Raw genomic sequence first — 16,902 nt, 5'->3', positions numbered from 1 at the left:
CTGAATGGCGAGACCTAAAGTTGATATAAGGATAAAGTCTAAACTGATTGAATGCCAGTCCGAGGAACATTTGTGGTGGTCATAACGAAAGATATCTATATACGTTATGTTGAGTGTACCTATGTAGCGAAGATTAATGCATTAGGCAAAACTTTACACTCAATCCGCTTGTATAAGCATGAAAGGGCGAAAAGCATATCCGATAATCAACATTGCTTTTCACTTCGATACTAAATGGAGATTACCTAAGTCAGAAAGCGATAAAATGCTATGGTTTTTAAGAACCTGAATATCTGATATGGTAACGGAGCCTTCGTAGTAATCCGAGAGAGATAATGACTCTCACATGGTGAAGGAAGGCAGTTTATTCATTCCATTCAGAGGAAAGGAGGTGCGAGAGGCACTATGAGAAATCCCAACAATGTATTGATTAGTTTGAGAAAACATTCAAAAGAAGAAATCTACACTTACAAAAGATTGTATCGTAACCTTTACAATACAGACCTATTCTTGCAAGCATACCAAAATATTTATGCTAACACAGGAAATATGACTAAAGGTGTAGATAATCAAACAATAAGTGCAATGAGCTTAGAAAGAATTAACAAAATCATTGATTCACTAAAAGATGAAAGTTACTCACCCACACCAACAAAAAGAGTGTATATTCCAAAGAAAAACGGGAAATTAAGACCTTTAGGCATACCAAGTATTGATGATAAATTAGTACAGGAAGTATGTAGGATGTTATTAAATTCTATCTATGACGAAAGCTTTGAGGACATATCTCATGGCTTTAGAGATAATAGAAGTTGTCATACCGCTTTAAGACAAATTCAAAATAGATTTGTAAGATGTAAATGGCTTATTGAAGGAGACATTAAAGGTTTCTTCGACAATATAGACCATAATATTATGATAGACATTCTATCCAAGCGTATTGAAGATGAAAGATTCCTAAGATTAATAAGGAAATTTCTTAAAGCCGGATACATGGAACAAAACGAATATCACAACACTTACAGTGGAATGCCCCAAGGGTCAATAATAAGTCCCATACTTTCAAATATTTACTTGGATAAGTTTGACAAGTATATGAAAAGTTACAAGGAAAACTTTGATAAAGGTAATAAAAGAAAGCAAAATAAGGAATATAAAGCTCTTTATGATAGAAGAAAAAGACTTGAAAATAAGTTAAGCAAGATAACCAATGAAATTGAAATCGATGATATCAAATCAGAAATTGAAGAAATTAACAAAAGATATTTCAATATACCTTGCTTAAATCCTATGGATGAAAACTTCAAGAGAATACAGTACGTTAGATATGCTGATGATTTCATTATTAGAATTATAGGTTCTAAGGCAAATTCTGAGAAGGTAAAACAAGACATTGGTCAATTTATCAAATTAGAATTAAACCTCGAACTATCTGATGAAAAAACACTAGTAACAAAATCAACAGATAGAGCCAAGTTTCTAGGTTTTGATATCAGAGTAACCCCTGGAAGTAATCATACAAAAAGGACAAAAACAGGTATAAAAGCAAGAAATTTTGGTGGGCATGTAAGACTTGAATTATCAACTTTAACAATACAAAATAAACTAACAGAGCTTGGAGCATTAAGAATTAAAAGTCTAAACGGAAAAGAAGTATGGTTTCCTAAAGAAAGAACTGAGCTAACATCAAGAACAGATTTAAGTATTTTGGAACAATATAACGGAGAAATTAGAGGATTCTGTAACTACTACAGACTCGCAAATAATTCTTCAAAGCTTCATAAGTTTAGATATATTATGGAATACAGTCTGTATAAAACATTGGCTTGCAAATATAGAACGAAAGTAACGGATATCATTATTAGGTACCACATTGGTAAAGATTTTGGTATAAGTTACACAGATAAAAATGGTAACAACAAAGTTCGTTTTCTCTGGAAAGATAGCTTGGCTAGAAAAGAAATTCCCCAAGGTGATAATGCTGATGTGATTCATAAGCAAAAATTCTATCTTAAGAAACCAACGCTAGGTTTAAGATTAAAAAATAATAAGTGTGAATGGTGCGGGAAAGAAACTAATAATCTAAAAGTGTATCAAGTAAAAAAGCTTAAAGATTTAACTGATGAACATGCTTGGCATGTTTTTATGAAAAGCATTAACAGAAAAACGCTAGTAGTTTGTAATGAATGTTTTGAAAAAATTAACAACTCAAATGAAGAATAAATGGAAAGCCGTATACATCGAGAGGTGTACGTACGGTTTGGGGGCGAGTATCTAAAAACCTACATTAGAAATAATGCAAGGCGTTGGATGCTTAGCCTACTTAATTCCATTGATGTTGATGAGGGCAAAGTATACCATTCCTATTATGGCTCATATATGAATATCAGAAATCAAAGCGACAAGTTATGTAAGGAACATAATTTATCTGTCATCGACCTGGAAACGCAAAAAGAAATCAATGAAATCAAGCAAAGAAAATTTGTGAATTGGTATGACTGGAATGAAGATAAAAAAGGTAAAAGTTATAAATCAAGACTTCAATTTGATATGGATAGAGTAATTCAAAAAGCAATAAACTGGGAACGTTTTCTTAAAATAATGGAACAATATGGCTATGAAATTAGGTTTGGAAAGTATATTTCTTTCAAACAGAAAAATCAGCAGAGATTTACTAGAGCGAAAACCATAGGGACTAATTACACAGAAGAAAAAATCAAAGAAAGAATCCGAAATAAAGATAAAGAAATAGGAGAGTTGGTTGATAAAACCAAATATGGAAATCAGGATTGGGTAGTTCACACCAACATGCAAGTAGCAACCAAAATTCTATTAAAAATAAGAGATAAAGGTTTTAACTCTATGGAAGCATTGGAAAAAGGAATTCAAAAAATATCATTTCAAAAAAATGAATTGAAACAAGAATTTGATAAACTTTCGTAGGAACAAAAGAGGATAAAAGAAGTAGTAAAGCATATTCAAATCTGTATCAGCAAAAGAGAGCATTATCAGGGTTATCGCAAAAATCCGAATGATAAAATTTATATGATGATGAACCGAAAAGATATAGAAGCCTATCAGAAATCCTATGAGGAAATAGATATTTTTCTTAAGCAATTTCTGCGTTTGAAAGATACTGTATTAGAAGGATTGAAGAAAAAATTAGGTAAAAATCTTTTCAGAAAATTAAATGAGCATTCAAAAGAATTACAGGCTAAACAAGAGGAAATTGCAAAGAAACATAATTTATTATCAGCACAATATGAGGAGCTGGGACATTTGAAAGTTAATATGAATGAATATCTTGGAAGGACTAAAACGGAGGAGAAAAAGGAATCTGTTATTGGTAAAATCAAGAAGTATAAGGTAGAAGAAATATAGTAAAGAAAGAAGATTCACAGGAAGCCGAGAGATAAATATATGGTCGGTGCGGTCTTCGGGCTGCACCGATCATTTTTATTTGTGACTTTAGTCTGTCACGCACCGTAAGGTGAGTGACAAATAAACCACCCGCTATGCGGGTGCGCAACGACGATTATACCAAAAAAACTCCAAACGCGATACAATAGTGGTGTTCAAGCCAACTGTAAAGTGAAAGGAGAAAACGTATGGCACAAAAGGCACATAGTTTATCGCACACAAAGTGGATGTGTAAATACCATATTGTGTTTACCCCAAAGTATAGACGAAAAATCATCTATAATCAATATCGCAGTAGTTTAGGAGAAATATTTCGACGATTATGCAGTTACAAAGGAGTCGAAATTATAGAAGGACATCTGATGCCGGACCATGTACATATGTTGGTCAGTATTCCACCAAGAATAAGCGTATCGAGTTTTATGGGATATTTAAAAGGTAAGAGTGCGTTAATGATGTTTGATAAACACGCAAATTTGAAATATAAATTTGGGAATCGACATTTTTGGGCAGAAGGATATTATGTGAGTACGGTGGGATTAAATGAAGCCACGATAAAGAAATATATTCAAGAGCAAGAGAAACATGATATAGCTTTGGATAAATTGAGTGTGAAGGAATATGAAAATCCCTTTAGGGATAGTGGTAAGTAATACAAACGCCTCTTTGAGAGGCGAGTGACGGGTCAAGAGCAATAAGGCTTGAACAAAGTGAAAGCCATCGTCTTTAGGCGCTGGCTGGCTTTTTGGGCTTATAGCCCCTGTTCAAACCACCCGTTAGACGGGTGGTTATGATTATAAAATTGGTTCGAGAAAAAAGAAGATAATACCACTAAAAGTTCTATTGTTATGTTATAATAGAAACGATATGATATTAAGATGTATAAGACTGGAGGATAATCATGTCGAAACTAAGCTATAAAAAATTATTTAAGAAATTAATAGATATAGAAATGAAAAATACTGAGCTTATGGAAAAAGCAAAAGTAAGTAAAAGTACATTCTACAAAATAAAAAATGGCGAAAATGTTACTACTGATGTATTGCTAAGGATATGCAATGTCTTAGAGTGTGATATTTCGGAAATTGTAGAATGCGTGGAGGAATGATATGAATTTAGAAGTGAAAAAACAAAAGTTAAATATACTTGTGAATGTTTTCTCTGAAAATTTACCATACTATAAAAATCAAAAAAATAATTTTAATGAGCAGATGACTAGGCAACAATATATAGATGTTTTTTTAAGGTTATTGGGCTGGGATATTTCTAATCCCGATGGATTATCATTTAAGGAACGAGAAGTTGTAGCAGAAGAATATTCTACAGTTAACAGTAAAGATAGACCAGACTATACAATTAGAATGAATGGAATGAGCAAGTTCTATGTCGAAGCAAAAAAAGTTAGTGTTGATATCAGTTTAGAAGAAGCCCCAGCTTTACAAGCTAGAAGATACGGATGGAATGCTGGACATGATATTTCGTTACTTACAAATTTTGAATATTTAGCAATATATTTAACCCATGAAATGCCCAGAGAATCTGATGTTGCTAGTAAGTATAGATATAAACTTTATCATTATTCTGAGTATGAAGAAAAATTTGAAGAAATATATAGTTTATTATCAAGAGAGAGTCTTTTTGACGGGACATTTAATAAGTGGATAGAATCTGTACGACCAGAAGATGCAACTAAAATGTCTTTAGATAAAGTTTTTTTAGATCAGTTGAATGGTTGGCGAGTTTTGATTGCAAATGATTTATTAAGTTCTGGATGCAATATAAATTCATATGGAAATGTTAATGAATGTATACAGACATTTTTGAATCAATTAGTGTTTTTGAGGTTTGCAGAAGATAATAGATTTGAAAATCATAATAGCTTAAAAAATGAAATATTAAGTCATAGAAGTTATAAAGATTATTTCAAAACATTAGACAAAAAATACAATTCGGAATTATTTAGAAACTTTAGTATAATCACAGATCTGAGTGAAAATGTTTTGAGCAGTATAGTAGAGAATTTATACTTTCCTAATGTGTCTTATGATTTTTCTGTAATTGATTTATCGATTTTAAGCAAAATATATGAAAATTTTTTGCAACAGGAAATTGTAATTAATGATGGAATAGCGACATTAGAGAAAACAAAAAGTGCAAAAATTAAATCTGTAATATCTACACCTGATGAAATAGCGGTATCAATGGTGAAGCAGGCTTTATCTGATAAAATTATTGGAAAATCGGTTGAAGAAATACTGGAATTAAGAATAATTGATATCGCTGTTGGATCTGGGATTTTTTTGATTGAGATTTATAATTTTCTGGAAAGACATTTAGTAGATTTATATGCGGATAAAAATAGCAAATTTATTGATGAAAAAGTGGTGCCGTTTGCTGTTAAACGAGCGTTGATAGAAAAGGTGTTATTAGGATTTGATATAAATAATCAAGCAGTTCAACTTACACGTTTCTCTCTATTATTAAGATTATTATCCAATGAAGATAGGGAACGAATAGAGGATATTTCACCAATATTGCCATCACTTACTAAGACAATTGTATGTGCGAATTCGCTAATCAGTGATGCTGATATAGATATAGTATCTGTAAATAAAGATGATTTGTATGAGATTATGCCTATGAGAAGTGAAGATGAAAGGCAGATGCAGTTTGATATTATTATTGGTAATCCTCCATATTTGAAGAAAGAAGATATTATTAATTCAACTCCAAAAGAAGAGATATCAGCATATGAAGTGAAATATGAAAGTGCATATAAACAGTATGATAAATATTTTTTGTTCATCGAGAGAATAGTAAACCTATTGAATGAAGATGGACAAGGTGTACTTATAGTTCCAAACAAATTTTTTAATGTTGCATCTGCATTGAAATTAAGAGATTTTCTTTTGAAGAAGAAGTGTATAGCTAAAATTTTTGATTTTGGAAGTAAACAATTGTTTAAAGGTGTTATTAACTATGTATGTGTTTTAAAATTAGAAAAAAATTATGGAAATTCTTTTGAATATACGAAAGTTTCATCGCCAGAAGATATTTATAACAACAAAGAAGGATTAATTTTTGATGTTTCAAAATTAGATATTTCACATTGGTTTTTAACAGATGATAGTGCAATTCTTAATAAGTATGAATATGCAAAAGAAAAATTTCCTTGTATTGAGGAAGAAATAATACCTACTAACGGTATACAAACTAGCAAGAATGATGTTTATAAAATACCCAAAAATACAATAGTTTCAAATGAAAATGGTGTAGTTACATTTATAAAAGAGGGGCAGAAATTTAAAGCAGAGATAGAACTATTGAGAGAATATTATTTGCCAAGTAAAAGTGATGGTGAAAATAAGTCATACCAAAATCTAAAATCAACAAACTATGTGATTTTCCCATATATTAATGGAAAAATCATACATGAAAAAGAGATGAAAGAAAATTATCCAAATACATGGAGATATCTGCACTGTTTTAAAGATAAATTACTTCCTAAAAGTTTAGGAGGTAAACGAGATGTAAGAGGAAATGAAGGTGATTTTGAATGGTATCAGTATGGTCGCTCCCAAGCCTTACGAGAAGTTGATAAGGAAAAAATAATTGTTGGAGTGCTTTCTAAAGAACCAAACTTTAATATAGATAGGAATAATATTGCATATTCATCGGGAGGTACAGCAGGTTATATAGGATTGTATTTGAGAGATAATTCAAAATACAACTTGGAATATATTCAAGCTTGGCTTAGTCACTGGTTTACAGATGAAATTTTTAAAACTATTGGCAGTGATTTTGAAGGAGGCTTTTACACTCACGGAACAAATATGTACAAGGATATACCACTTCTGCCGATTGATTTTGAAAATGAATATGAACATAAAATTTTTGATAGGATTTCCGAATTGGTAAAGAGTATTAATACTATAAATGAAGAGATAGAAAATGAGACTGATTCAAGAAAAAAAGAACTTAATTTAAGGATTAAAGAGAATATAATATCAAAAATAAATACTCAAATAGACGAATTAATAGAATTAAAGGTGGAAGAAAATAATGAATGTTAAAAGTAAGCAAACAGAAGAAAAATTAAATGGCGTTTTCTATACACCTTTTGAAATTGTTGATTTCCTTACAAGATGGATTACAGATAAACAACAAATTTCTAATGTATTAGAACCATCGGCGGGAGATGGTAGATTTGTAAAACAGATAGTTGAACTTGCAGATAAAGCGAATGTTACAGCGGTTGAAATCGATCCTTTGGAATGTGAAATAATTAAAGATATTGATAATACAAAGGTTATAAATGATGATTTTTATAATTTTTACGAAGAGATAAAAGATATAGGAATCAAATATGATGCTGTAATAGGAAATCCTCCGTATATTAGATATCAATTTTTATCAGAAGAACAGAGAAATTATCAAAGTGATATATTAAAACGTAATGGCATGAAACCTAATAAATTGATAAATTCATGGGTTGCTTTTACAGTAGCAAGCATTGAATTATTATGTTTGGGTGGAAAATTTGCATTTGTTTTGCCAACGGATCTTTTGCAAGTGTCTTATGCTAAGGAGCTTAGAAAATTTATTTTCATGGAACTGAAAGAAGTAACTATTATTCGTTTTGATAACATTGTGTTTTCTGGAATACAACAGGATGTTGTACTTATTTTTGGAATAAAAAGAGATATGGAAAGCAAAAAAACATTAATAAGGAATATTAGTGTAAAAGATATGTCTCAATTATCTAATAAAATCTATGCTATTCCATTTGAATATTATGATTTTGACAACAGTGACAAATGGAGAAAATTTTTGTTAAGCAAAAACTTTATGAAATTCTATGAAGATAAATTTATTAATGAGACTACTTCAATCAAAGATATTAGTACCATTGAAGTAGGTATTACTACTGGAAATAATAAAGTATTTGTTGTAAATAATGAGACGGTTAATAAGTATAGCCTAGATGATTATAAAGTTCCTTTGGTAGGGAGAAGTTTAGATGTCTTTGGATTGTTTTATACAGAAAATGATATTTCGAATAATAGTTTAAATGGTAGAAAAGTTTGGCTATTAGATTTCAATAATAAGAAATTAAATAGAGGTGCCAAAAAATATATAAAGGAAGTAGAAAGTAGAAACGAACATAAAGGATATAAATTAGGTTTAAGGGATAAATGGTACGAAGTTCCATCTATATGGATTCCAGATGCATTTTTACTTAGAAGGATGGGGAATTTTCCGAAGATAGTCAAAAATGAAATTAAAGCTACGAGTACAGATACTTTTCACAGAATCAGATTTAATGAAGGAATTGATGTTGCAAAAGCATTGGTATTATTTTATTCATCAGTATCACTTCTATCTTTTGAACTAGAAGGAAGAGTTTTTGGTGGGGGAGCTTTAGAAATACTGCCAGGTGATTTAAAAAATATTAGATTACCTAAAATTAATAATGGGTTAGATTATATTGAAATCTCAAAAAAAATAGATGAAAAACTTAGAGAAAATCATGAGTTCACAGAAATTGTGAAATGGGTGGATAATTTAATTCAACCATTATCAGGGTTCAATAAATTTGAAATTAATGAAATATATGATGTATGGAATAGTCTAAGGAGGAATAGAGTAGAGTGACATATTTTACTTAAAGGAGTAAGAAGATGGATATAGATATGGATAATCTAAAAAAAAACATCCAAAGTTTCTTTGACCAAGGAACTGTAACAATAGTAGGTTCTGGACTATCTTGTGCTGAAGGTATTTCAGGAATGAAAGCACTATCTGAAAAGCTGATGGAAGATGTTCCTAATAAGCTAAGTAACGAAGATATGGAGTGTTGGAGAAACATAGAGGAAACCTTAAATAATGGAACAGATTTAGAATCTACACTACAACAAAATAAAGCAACAAATAACATTGAAAAAGCAATTATTGAGAGTGCATATGAACTTATTTCCAGCGAAGATATATTTATTTTTAAGGAAATTATAGAAAAAAGTAGAACATTAAGATTTTCTGAGTATTTATCATGCTTTAATGTTAATTTGTATAATTTGGTTGTAATAACGACTAATTATGATTTGTTAATAGAGTATGCTTGTGAAATCAAAGGATTGGTATATTCAGATTCATATTATGGGAAAATCATTTCTAATTATTCACCCGAAAACGCTGAAAAAGAAATGCTTAAAGGGATAAAAAAAGGTAAGAAACCTATGAATCATTACAAGCCACATATAAAAATATATAAACCACATGGATCAATTAATTGGAAACTCATCAATGGAAAACTTAATAAGATAAATCATGTAAATTGTGGTACTCCTTGCATAATTACCCCAGGTTCTAATAAATATGAAAAAGGATATGAAGAGCCTTTTGATTATCATATTAGAAAAATGGGGCAGGAGATAGATAATGCAAAAAGGTTAATTTTTATTGGATATGGTTTTAATGATAACCATTTGGAAACTCATTTAAATAAACCAGAAAATATTTCTAAACCTAAACTAATTGTAACTAGAACCTTATATGGTAATGCGAAAAAAATTGTTGATAATTCGCCAAATACTATAGCTATAGAAGAGATGAAAACAAATGATAAGAGTTGTGGAACAAGAATTTACTTTGAAAAACAAATATATGAAATTAAGGATAAAAAAATATGGGATATAGCTGAATTGATTAAGGAGGTGTTTTGATGGATAAGTTAGTGTTTCAAGAAAATGATACAATAGGTTCTGTTACATATGTGGATACTAATCAGGTTTTAATTGAAGTGGAAGATAATGAGAAAATATCATTATTAAATGTTGGTAGTATTGTTGCTATTCAAACCACAAGATCCTTTGAATTTACAATTGGTATTATAGATAAAGTAAGACGAAAAGCAAATGAATTAATGGAATTAGAAGATTTAACTGATGAATATAATGAAAGCCTTGAAGAAGAAGCCTACATTTCATCAGATGTAATCCAAGTTTCGTTAATTGGGACATACAAAACGGTTGACGGAGATACTAAAAATTGTTTCAAAAGAGGAATTGATACTTTCCCACAAATTACACATCATTGTTATTCGATTAATGGTAATAACTTAAAGTTATTTATGAATATTATTAGTGATGATGTTTCCTTGGAAAAACAATTGGTTATAGGAAAATTTGCAATTGATGACAATGCTACTGCAATTTTAGACGGCGATAAATTTTTTCAAAAACATGCTTCTATTTTGGGAAGTACAGGTTCAGGTAAAAGTTGGTGTGTTGCAAATTTGATAGAGGAAGCCAGCAAACTTAATAATCCTAATATTATTGTTCTTGATATGCATGGTGAATATAAGTCATTATGTGATACAGATAAGAAATATGCTGATTATTATAAGATTGCAGGACCAGGAGACTTAGAAAACGACGATGAAAAATATGTTTTCTTGCCATATTGGTTATTAAATAGAGATGAAATGCTATCTATGATTTTAGATAGATCAGATAATAATGCTCCTAATCAAGCTTCACGTTTTACTTTTCATGTAAGGGAACTAAAAGAGGAGACTTTAAGAGAATTGGGCAAATCTAAAGTTTTAAGTACTTTTACAGTTGATTCACCTATTCCATTTAATATGGAAGCACTGATTACAAGATTGAAAGAGGATGATACAAAAAAAGGAATTGGAGCTAATAACAAACCAGTAAAAGGAGAGTGGGAAGGTAAACTTACTCGTTTTATATCAAGGCTAGAAACAAAAATCATGGACAAAAGATACGGATTTTTGTTTCAACCCAATATTAATACATTAAATTATGATTGGCTATCCAAGTTATTGTGTAAGATGATTGGTGCAGATGACGAAAGAAAAGGTATAAAAATTATTGACTTTTCAGAAGTACCTTCCGATGTTTTGCCTATAGTTACGGGAATTATTTCAAGATTACTGTTTGATGTGCAAATATGGATGGATGAGGAAAAAAGAACTCCTTTCGCTATTTTGTGTGATGAAGCTCATTTGTATCTTCCAATACAAGAGGATGCTGATAGTGTTCAAAAACAAGCATTGGGAAATTTTGAAAGGATTGCAAAAGAAGGTAGAAAGTATGGAATCTCTTTAGTTGTTATTAGTCAGAGACCTTCAGATGTAAGTAAGACAATTTTAAGCCAATGTAATAACTTTTTGGTACTACGACTGTCGAATGACAGAGATAAGTCTGTAATAAGAAATTTACTACCAGATGCTTTAAAAGGCATTTTAGATCAACTCCCCCTATTAGATGTAGGAGAAGCAATAGCGGTTGGAGATGCAATATTATTACCAAGTAAGATTAGATTAAAAACGCCACAATTAAAACCTATGAGCGCAACTAAAAATTTTTGGATAGAGTGGGAAAATACTAAGGCGGATAATGCTGCAATTATTGAAGCTATAGAAAATATGAGGTGTCAAACTAAAGAATAGAAAAGAGAAGACTTTTGCATAGCAGATAATGATTAAAACAGTTAGAAATGCCGTATCAAAACTAAATGATGAAGAATGTTTAGATTTGTTGGATAAAGAATAATGCTGTGCTTGCAATATGCTTGCAAAAAATCCGATAAACAGAAATAAAATGGATAATAAGGATAAAGCTGATAACAGAAACATTGATTTTATGCCATTTATACAAAATGATATCAATGGACATATTGAGTGGGAATAGATTAACACTAAGTGTAACCATTGATATTACTGGTTATTTTAGGGTTTCAAGCGGTTAACTGAAGCGTTTTTAAAGAGAAAATAATTAAGCCAACAGAATGTAAAATTTTGCTGGCTTTTTTGCTATTTACATAAATGGTTTGAGAAAATATAATCTACCATTCTAAGAAATTCATAATTATATTAATCATAATTTCTTTTTCTTCCGATTTAGATTCTGCTAATAGTAAAGTAATTGCCACCAAGGTGCTGTCAGAAATTATTTTTTCATTATTTTTAAACAATAAATTATTTTTGTTTAGAAAATGTAGGAAGATACTTGCAGCAATTCTTTTGCATCCATCAATAAAAGGGTGGTCTTTGACAATGAAATAAAGGAGGTTTGCTGCTTTTTCTTGCGTGGATGGATATACATCTTCTCCAAATGCAGTTTGATAAACGGAGTTAATTATACCTTCTAATGCACCTCTGCTTTTTTCTTTTCCAAATATAATTGATGTATTATTAAATGTCATACTATCAATGAGATTACGACACTCGGTATAGCTTAGTTGATAGTTTTCTTTATCAGTTATTTGAGGCTTTTGAACAACTTGGTGATCATAATCATCTAACAACTCGAGTGCTTGAGTATATTTTTGAATAACATCAAAAACTTCTTTAGAATCTAGTTCAAGGACATCGGCAATAATGTGTGATTGGATTTCTATTACTTTATTCAATACTTTTAATCGTTTGTTATTAATTGCATAACCTTGAACAATATATTCTTTTAAGATAGATGTAGCCCATTTTCTAAAAGCAATGCCTCTTTGAGATTTTACTCTATAGCCAACGGATATAATCATATCTAGGTTGTAGTAATCCATTTTATAGGTTTTACCATCAGAAGCAGTTGTCGCAAATTTTGCGACAACTGAAGTATCTAATTCTTCTTTAAGTGCATTATTGATGTGTTTTCCTATAGTTTTTATATCACGATCAAACAAAGTAGCGAGTTGATTTCTATTTAACCAAACAGTTTCTTTATCTGGTGTAACTTCTACAGGAAGCTCCAATTCACCGTCTTTATAAATAATAACTTCATTATTCATAAAATTTCATACCTCCTAATTCAGTGATTTGTCTGCTTTCTATATAAATTGTTAATTTCTTCGTAAAGGATTTTTAGATTGTTTTTCTTATGGATTTACTTGATTGCATACTCCAGAAAAGTTGCATTTGTTGCTTTTACTTTTCGTAAACAATATTCATCAAGGGGTGAAGGAAGTATCTATTGAAATTTTTTATGTTTTCTAAGCTTCATTTCCTCGTATATTAAACTGTGATCTATTTATCGTAAAGAGTTAATACAATTGTCACAGATAGGGAATTCTAAATGTACCTCTAATTCATTTTTGTTTTCTTGGTTATATGCTTGATAAATTAAAACTATTACAGATGTAGGTATTTTAACTTTGTATTCAGCAAATAAGATGAATATATCTATTATTGTTTTTATTTTAGTATGAATTACTATTACTAGAGCAATCATATCAAATTTATACTTTCAATCTTCATAGACGACAATTATTTTTTTAAAATATTATCTTGATTACTAACAGTATTATTTCGTACTTAATGTTAATGCTAATCGGATATTTAGTGAATTTTTCGGATCTCGTATCTCCATTCCCAATAATTCTTGACATTTTTCAATTCGGTATTTCACAGTGTTACGATGCACAAATAATTCATGAGCTGTTAAAGTAGCTTCACATTGACAGTCAAGATAAACTTTTAATGTCTCTCTTAATTCTCGCTGGCTATCAGTTTCTGGGTATGCCAATTCTTTTAAAACAGTAACGCAAAAATAGATGACTTCTTTTTCATTTAAATCTTGAAATAATGTTTGCAATCCTTTGCTATTATAGTATTCTACAGGATTTTCATTCATTTCTACTATTCTTGAGCGGTAAGTAATCAATGACTGGTCTAGTGAACGTGAAATTTGATTAATCGTTGTAACGACCTCTCCAACACTATAAATCAGAGAAATATCAACTAATCTTCGTAAATCGTTTCTACATTTAATCAATACTTTTTCAAGGTCTTTAATTTTTTCTTGAATAATTACAAAAAAGTTTGAGGATGAATTGGTTTGAACTAAGACTATCTTTCCAAAATAATCTTTACCATATAAAGAGAACCATTCTCTAATTAATGCTTTTTTTTCAGATAAACGAACTCCATTCCCTAATTTTTTAAGTGCCATTTTATCTGTAATTTCAATTACTTGATAATGTTGAGAATCGATAAATGGTATATCATTACTGCGATTATACAGACTTGCAGTGGTAATAGAATTTAAGTTAAGTGACTCTAATAGCATAGTTGATGAAGTCTGTAAGTAAGTATCATGTATTTTTTCACTCTTATATAAACTATAAGATAAAACTAATTTTGCTTGATCAATAGCAAAAGTTGAGGTAGGATAAGTCATTTTTTCTGGATTTAAGATTAATAAATAATGTGGGAAATACTGATAGACAAAAACATTGCTAACTGAAATAACCTTTGTCTCACTAGAAATGTTTATTTTGACATAATCATCCGGTACCGTCTTATTATGAAACAAGTTTTGAAATTGATTTTCAATCTGTGAAATTAATTCAGTTCTCCCTTTAAAGTAATCAGAGGCAACTAACAGCCGTTTAATGGGATTTAATAATATAATAGGGCATTTAATGATATTGCTAAATTCATTAATAATCGTTTCAATAGAAGTATTATTTAATAGCAGACTTGAAAATTGCTGTTGAATTTTTAGTGCAAATTCAATCTCCTCTTGTTTATGATTCCAAATATAATTGGATAATTGATGTAATAATCTTCCTAATGGATATTTATCAGGAATGTTAATTATTGGAAAGTTAAGACGATTAGCATGTTCAATTACTCTGTCATCAATTTTCCCATTTAAAAATCTTCCAGTTTTTACGGCTAATCCAGTTGCTTTCGCTCTAATCAGTGAATTAATAAATTCGATTAAATCTAATTGATTATCTTTAAATATCATGCCAGTAGTTAAAATAAAGGTATTTGGTGAAATATAGTATTCTACATCGGGTGTTTCAGTAATTTCAACATTTAAAATATTTTTATTATGCAATGAGTCATTATTTGTTAATAATTCTAAATCCTTTATGTATTCGATTTGTAAAAACTCTGATACTAAAACCAAGGTATACATCTCCTATCCTAAGAAACAGTAATATAAACTAAAAACGCTTTCTATAATTTTAGTGTAGCATATTTAATGATAATAATAAATATATTTTAGATATCTTTAAATTTAGAAGAGCAAACAGTTAAAAATACTATATGAATTGTACAATTAGAAAAAGCTAAATATATTATTCTATGAGGGTGAATAATATTATTGTCAATAATAACAAAAGGTAATGATAATTATGAGCATAACTGACAATGGAACTGTAAACGCTTTATGCTATTATACTTATATTAAAAAATATGGAGGCGAAATTGGATGACTATAATAACACCACAAGAAATAGATCGTGTTATGGACTGGATTTCAAGTATTTCTGATAAACCAGGTATGAAAGGTACAACAAGATTATTATATAGTGAATCTTGGAAAACTGCTCAAAATGAGTTGAAAGAATTATTTGAGAGTGAAGGTATGAAAGTTGAATTCGATTCGGTAGGGAATATGTTTGCCACTATTGAAGGTGAAGAGTCACCCGAATCAATTATTGCGACCGGATCTCATATCGATACAGTGGTCAATGGTGGTCGATTAGACGGTCAATTAGGAATTATGGCAGGTTATCTTGCAATCAAATCATTGATTGAGAAATATGGAAAACCTAAGAAGTCATTACGTATTATTTCAATGGCTGAAGAAGAAGGCTCAAGATTCCCATATGTATTTTGGGGTTCAAAAAACATTTTCGGTTTAGCTAACAAAGAAGATGTAGAAAATATTAAAGACGGTGAAGGTATAGGCTTTGAAAAAGCAATGCATGATGCTGGTTTTGATTATCTTGCATCTGAACCGAAATATAATAATATGGACGCATTTATTGAATTGCATATTGAACAAGGTAATTTTTTAGAAAACTCAAATTTAAAAGTTGGTGTAGTAAATGCTATTGTAGGGCAAAAGAGATATACAGTGAAACTGTTCGGCGAGGCAAATCATGCAGGTACAACGTTAATGGGATATCGACATGATGTGGTCGATTGCTATGCAAAAATTGTGTCTGAAGTAATTGATGAAGCAAAAAGACTGGGAGATCCTTTAGTTGTAACCTTTGGTAATATCAATGTTAAACCGAATGTTGTGAATGTTGTCCCAGGTGAAATTGAGTTTTCTATTGATACTCGACATACAGATCAAGAGCAATTAAATCAATTTGCAAAATATATAGAAAATACAATTGCAAAATATGCAAACGAAAGAGATATAACATTTGATATTAATAATTGGATGAATGAAGCACCTGTTCCAATGGATGAGCACATTGTGAATGTTATTGAAAATGCGTGTAAAAAGCATGAATTATCTTATAAAGTAATGCATTCTGGAGCTGGACATGATTCACAAATTTTTGCTCCAAGAGTACCTACGGCAATGATTTTTGTGCCATCAATTAAAGGAATTAGTCATAATCCGGAAGAACATACAGAAGCAATTGATATTGTACAAGGTGTAGAAGCTTTAGAAGAAGCGTTAAAAGAATTAGCATATTAAGAGGAGAGAA

General features: G+C 30.1%; 10 protein-coding genes and 1 pseudogene. 9 read left to right on the top strand and 2 right to left on the bottom strand.

Annotated elements, in window-relative coordinates; translation table 11 throughout:
* Positions 1-405 precede the first annotated feature (405 nt).
* The 8 genes and pseudogenes from ltrA to JDW14_06885 all read left to right on the top strand — a co-directional run bounded on the left by ltrA (position 406) and on the right by JDW14_06885 (position 11,893).
* Complete coding sequence (ltrA, locus tag JDW14_06920; GenBank protein QQD65055.1) at positions 406-2,223, top strand: group II intron reverse transcriptase/maturase; 1,818 nt, start codon at positions 406-408, stop codon at positions 2,221-2,223.
* Positions 2,224-2,310: 87 nt separating this feature from the next.
* Positions 2,311-3,381, top strand: a pseudogene (locus tag JDW14_06915) (relaxase/mobilization nuclease domain-containing protein).
* 227 nt (positions 3,382-3,608) lie between these two features.
* Positions 3,609-4,073 carry an IS200/IS605 family transposase gene (tnpA, locus tag JDW14_06910; protein ID QQD65054.1) on the top strand — a complete coding sequence of 155 codons (465 nt, stop codon included), beginning with the start codon at positions 3,609-3,611 and terminating at the stop codon, positions 4,071-4,073.
* A 248-nt stretch (positions 4,074-4,321) separates the two neighbouring features.
* A complete protein-coding gene (locus JDW14_06905; protein ID QQD65053.1) occupies positions 4,322-4,528 on the top strand; it encodes a helix-turn-helix transcriptional regulator in 207 nt (68 codons plus the stop codon).
* Position 4,529: 1 nt separating this feature from the next.
* Complete coding sequence (locus tag JDW14_06900; GenBank protein ID QQD65052.1) at positions 4,530-7,493, top strand: Eco57I restriction-modification methylase domain-containing protein; 2,964 nt, start codon at positions 4,530-4,532, stop codon at positions 7,491-7,493.
* A complete protein-coding gene (locus JDW14_06895) occupies positions 7,483-9,075 on the top strand; it encodes an N-6 DNA methylase (GenBank protein ID QQD65051.1) in 1,593 nt (530 codons plus the stop codon). Before JDW14_06900 ends, JDW14_06895 begins: the two co-directional genes overlap by 11 nt.
* 26 nt (positions 9,076-9,101) lie before the next feature.
* The gene (locus JDW14_06890; protein ID QQD65050.1) at positions 9,102-10,142 is read left to right on the top strand and encodes an SIR2 family protein; all 1,041 of its coding nucleotides are present in this window, start codon (positions 9,102-9,104) and stop codon (positions 10,140-10,142) included.
* Positions 10,142-11,893, top strand: a complete 1,752-nt coding sequence (locus JDW14_06885; GenBank protein ID QQD65049.1) for an ATP-binding protein — start codon at positions 10,142-10,144, stop codon at positions 11,891-11,893. The genes JDW14_06890 and JDW14_06885 overlap by 1 nt, the downstream gene beginning before the upstream one ends.
* 395 nt (positions 11,894-12,288) lie before the next feature.
* On the opposite strand, the gene JDW14_06880 is transcribed toward JDW14_06885, so the two are convergent.
* Both JDW14_06880 and JDW14_06875 read right to left on the bottom strand, forming a co-directional pair.
* Positions 12,289-13,227 (bottom strand): virulence protein RhuM/Fic/DOC family protein, encoded by a 939-nt coding sequence (locus tag JDW14_06880; protein QQD65048.1) that lies wholly within the window; start codon positions 13,225-13,227, stop codon positions 12,289-12,291.
* A gap of 512 nt (positions 13,228-13,739) precedes the next feature.
* Positions 13,740-15,356, bottom strand: a complete 1,617-nt coding sequence (locus JDW14_06875) for a PucR family transcriptional regulator (GenBank protein ID QQD65047.1) — start codon at positions 15,354-15,356, stop codon at positions 13,740-13,742.
* Between the two features lie 306 nt (positions 15,357-15,662).
* Between JDW14_06875 and allC the strand changes: the two genes are divergently transcribed.
* Positions 15,663-16,892, top strand: a complete 1,230-nt coding sequence (gene allC / locus JDW14_06870) for an allantoate deiminase (GenBank protein ID QQD65046.1) — start codon at positions 15,663-15,665, stop codon at positions 16,890-16,892.
* Positions 16,893-16,902 lie beyond the last annotated feature (10 nt).

This window comes from Aerococcaceae bacterium zg-252, from assembly GCA_016237705.1.
GTDB classification, from domain to species: domain Bacteria; phylum Bacillota; class Bacilli; order Lactobacillales; family Aerococcaceae; genus Globicatella; species Globicatella yangjingiae.
This window is presented reverse-complemented; position numbering and strand designations above follow the sequence as displayed.

What these genes read in the sequence shown, in the direction of transcription:
- ltrA (QQD65055.1), top strand. Translation starts at nt 406, where the DNA reads ATGAGAAATCCCAACAATGTATTGATTAGTTTGAGAAAACATTCAAAA.
- tnpA (QQD65054.1), top strand. Translation starts at nt 3,609, where the DNA reads ATGGCACAAAAGGCACATAGTTTATCGCACACAAAGTGGATGTGTAAA.
- JDW14_06905 (QQD65053.1), top strand. Translation starts at nt 4,322, where the DNA reads ATGTCGAAACTAAGCTATAAAAAATTATTTAAGAAATTAATAGATATA.
- JDW14_06900 (QQD65052.1), top strand. Translation starts at nt 4,530, where the DNA reads ATGAATTTAGAAGTGAAAAAACAAAAGTTAAATATACTTGTGAATGTT.
- JDW14_06895 (QQD65051.1), top strand. Translation starts at nt 7,483, where the DNA reads ATGAATGTTAAAAGTAAGCAAACAGAAGAAAAATTAAATGGCGTTTTC.
- JDW14_06890 (QQD65050.1), top strand. Translation starts at nt 9,102, where the DNA reads ATGGATATAGATATGGATAATCTAAAAAAAAACATCCAAAGTTTCTTT.
- JDW14_06885 (QQD65049.1), top strand. Translation starts at nt 10,142, where the DNA reads ATGGATAAGTTAGTGTTTCAAGAAAATGATACAATAGGTTCTGTTACA.
- JDW14_06880 (QQD65048.1), bottom strand. Translation starts at nt 13,227, where the DNA reads ATGAATAATGAAGTTATTATTTATAAAGACGGTGAATTGGAGCTTCCT.
- allC (QQD65046.1), top strand. Translation starts at nt 15,663, where the DNA reads ATGACTATAATAACACCACAAGAAATAGATCGTGTTATGGACTGGATT.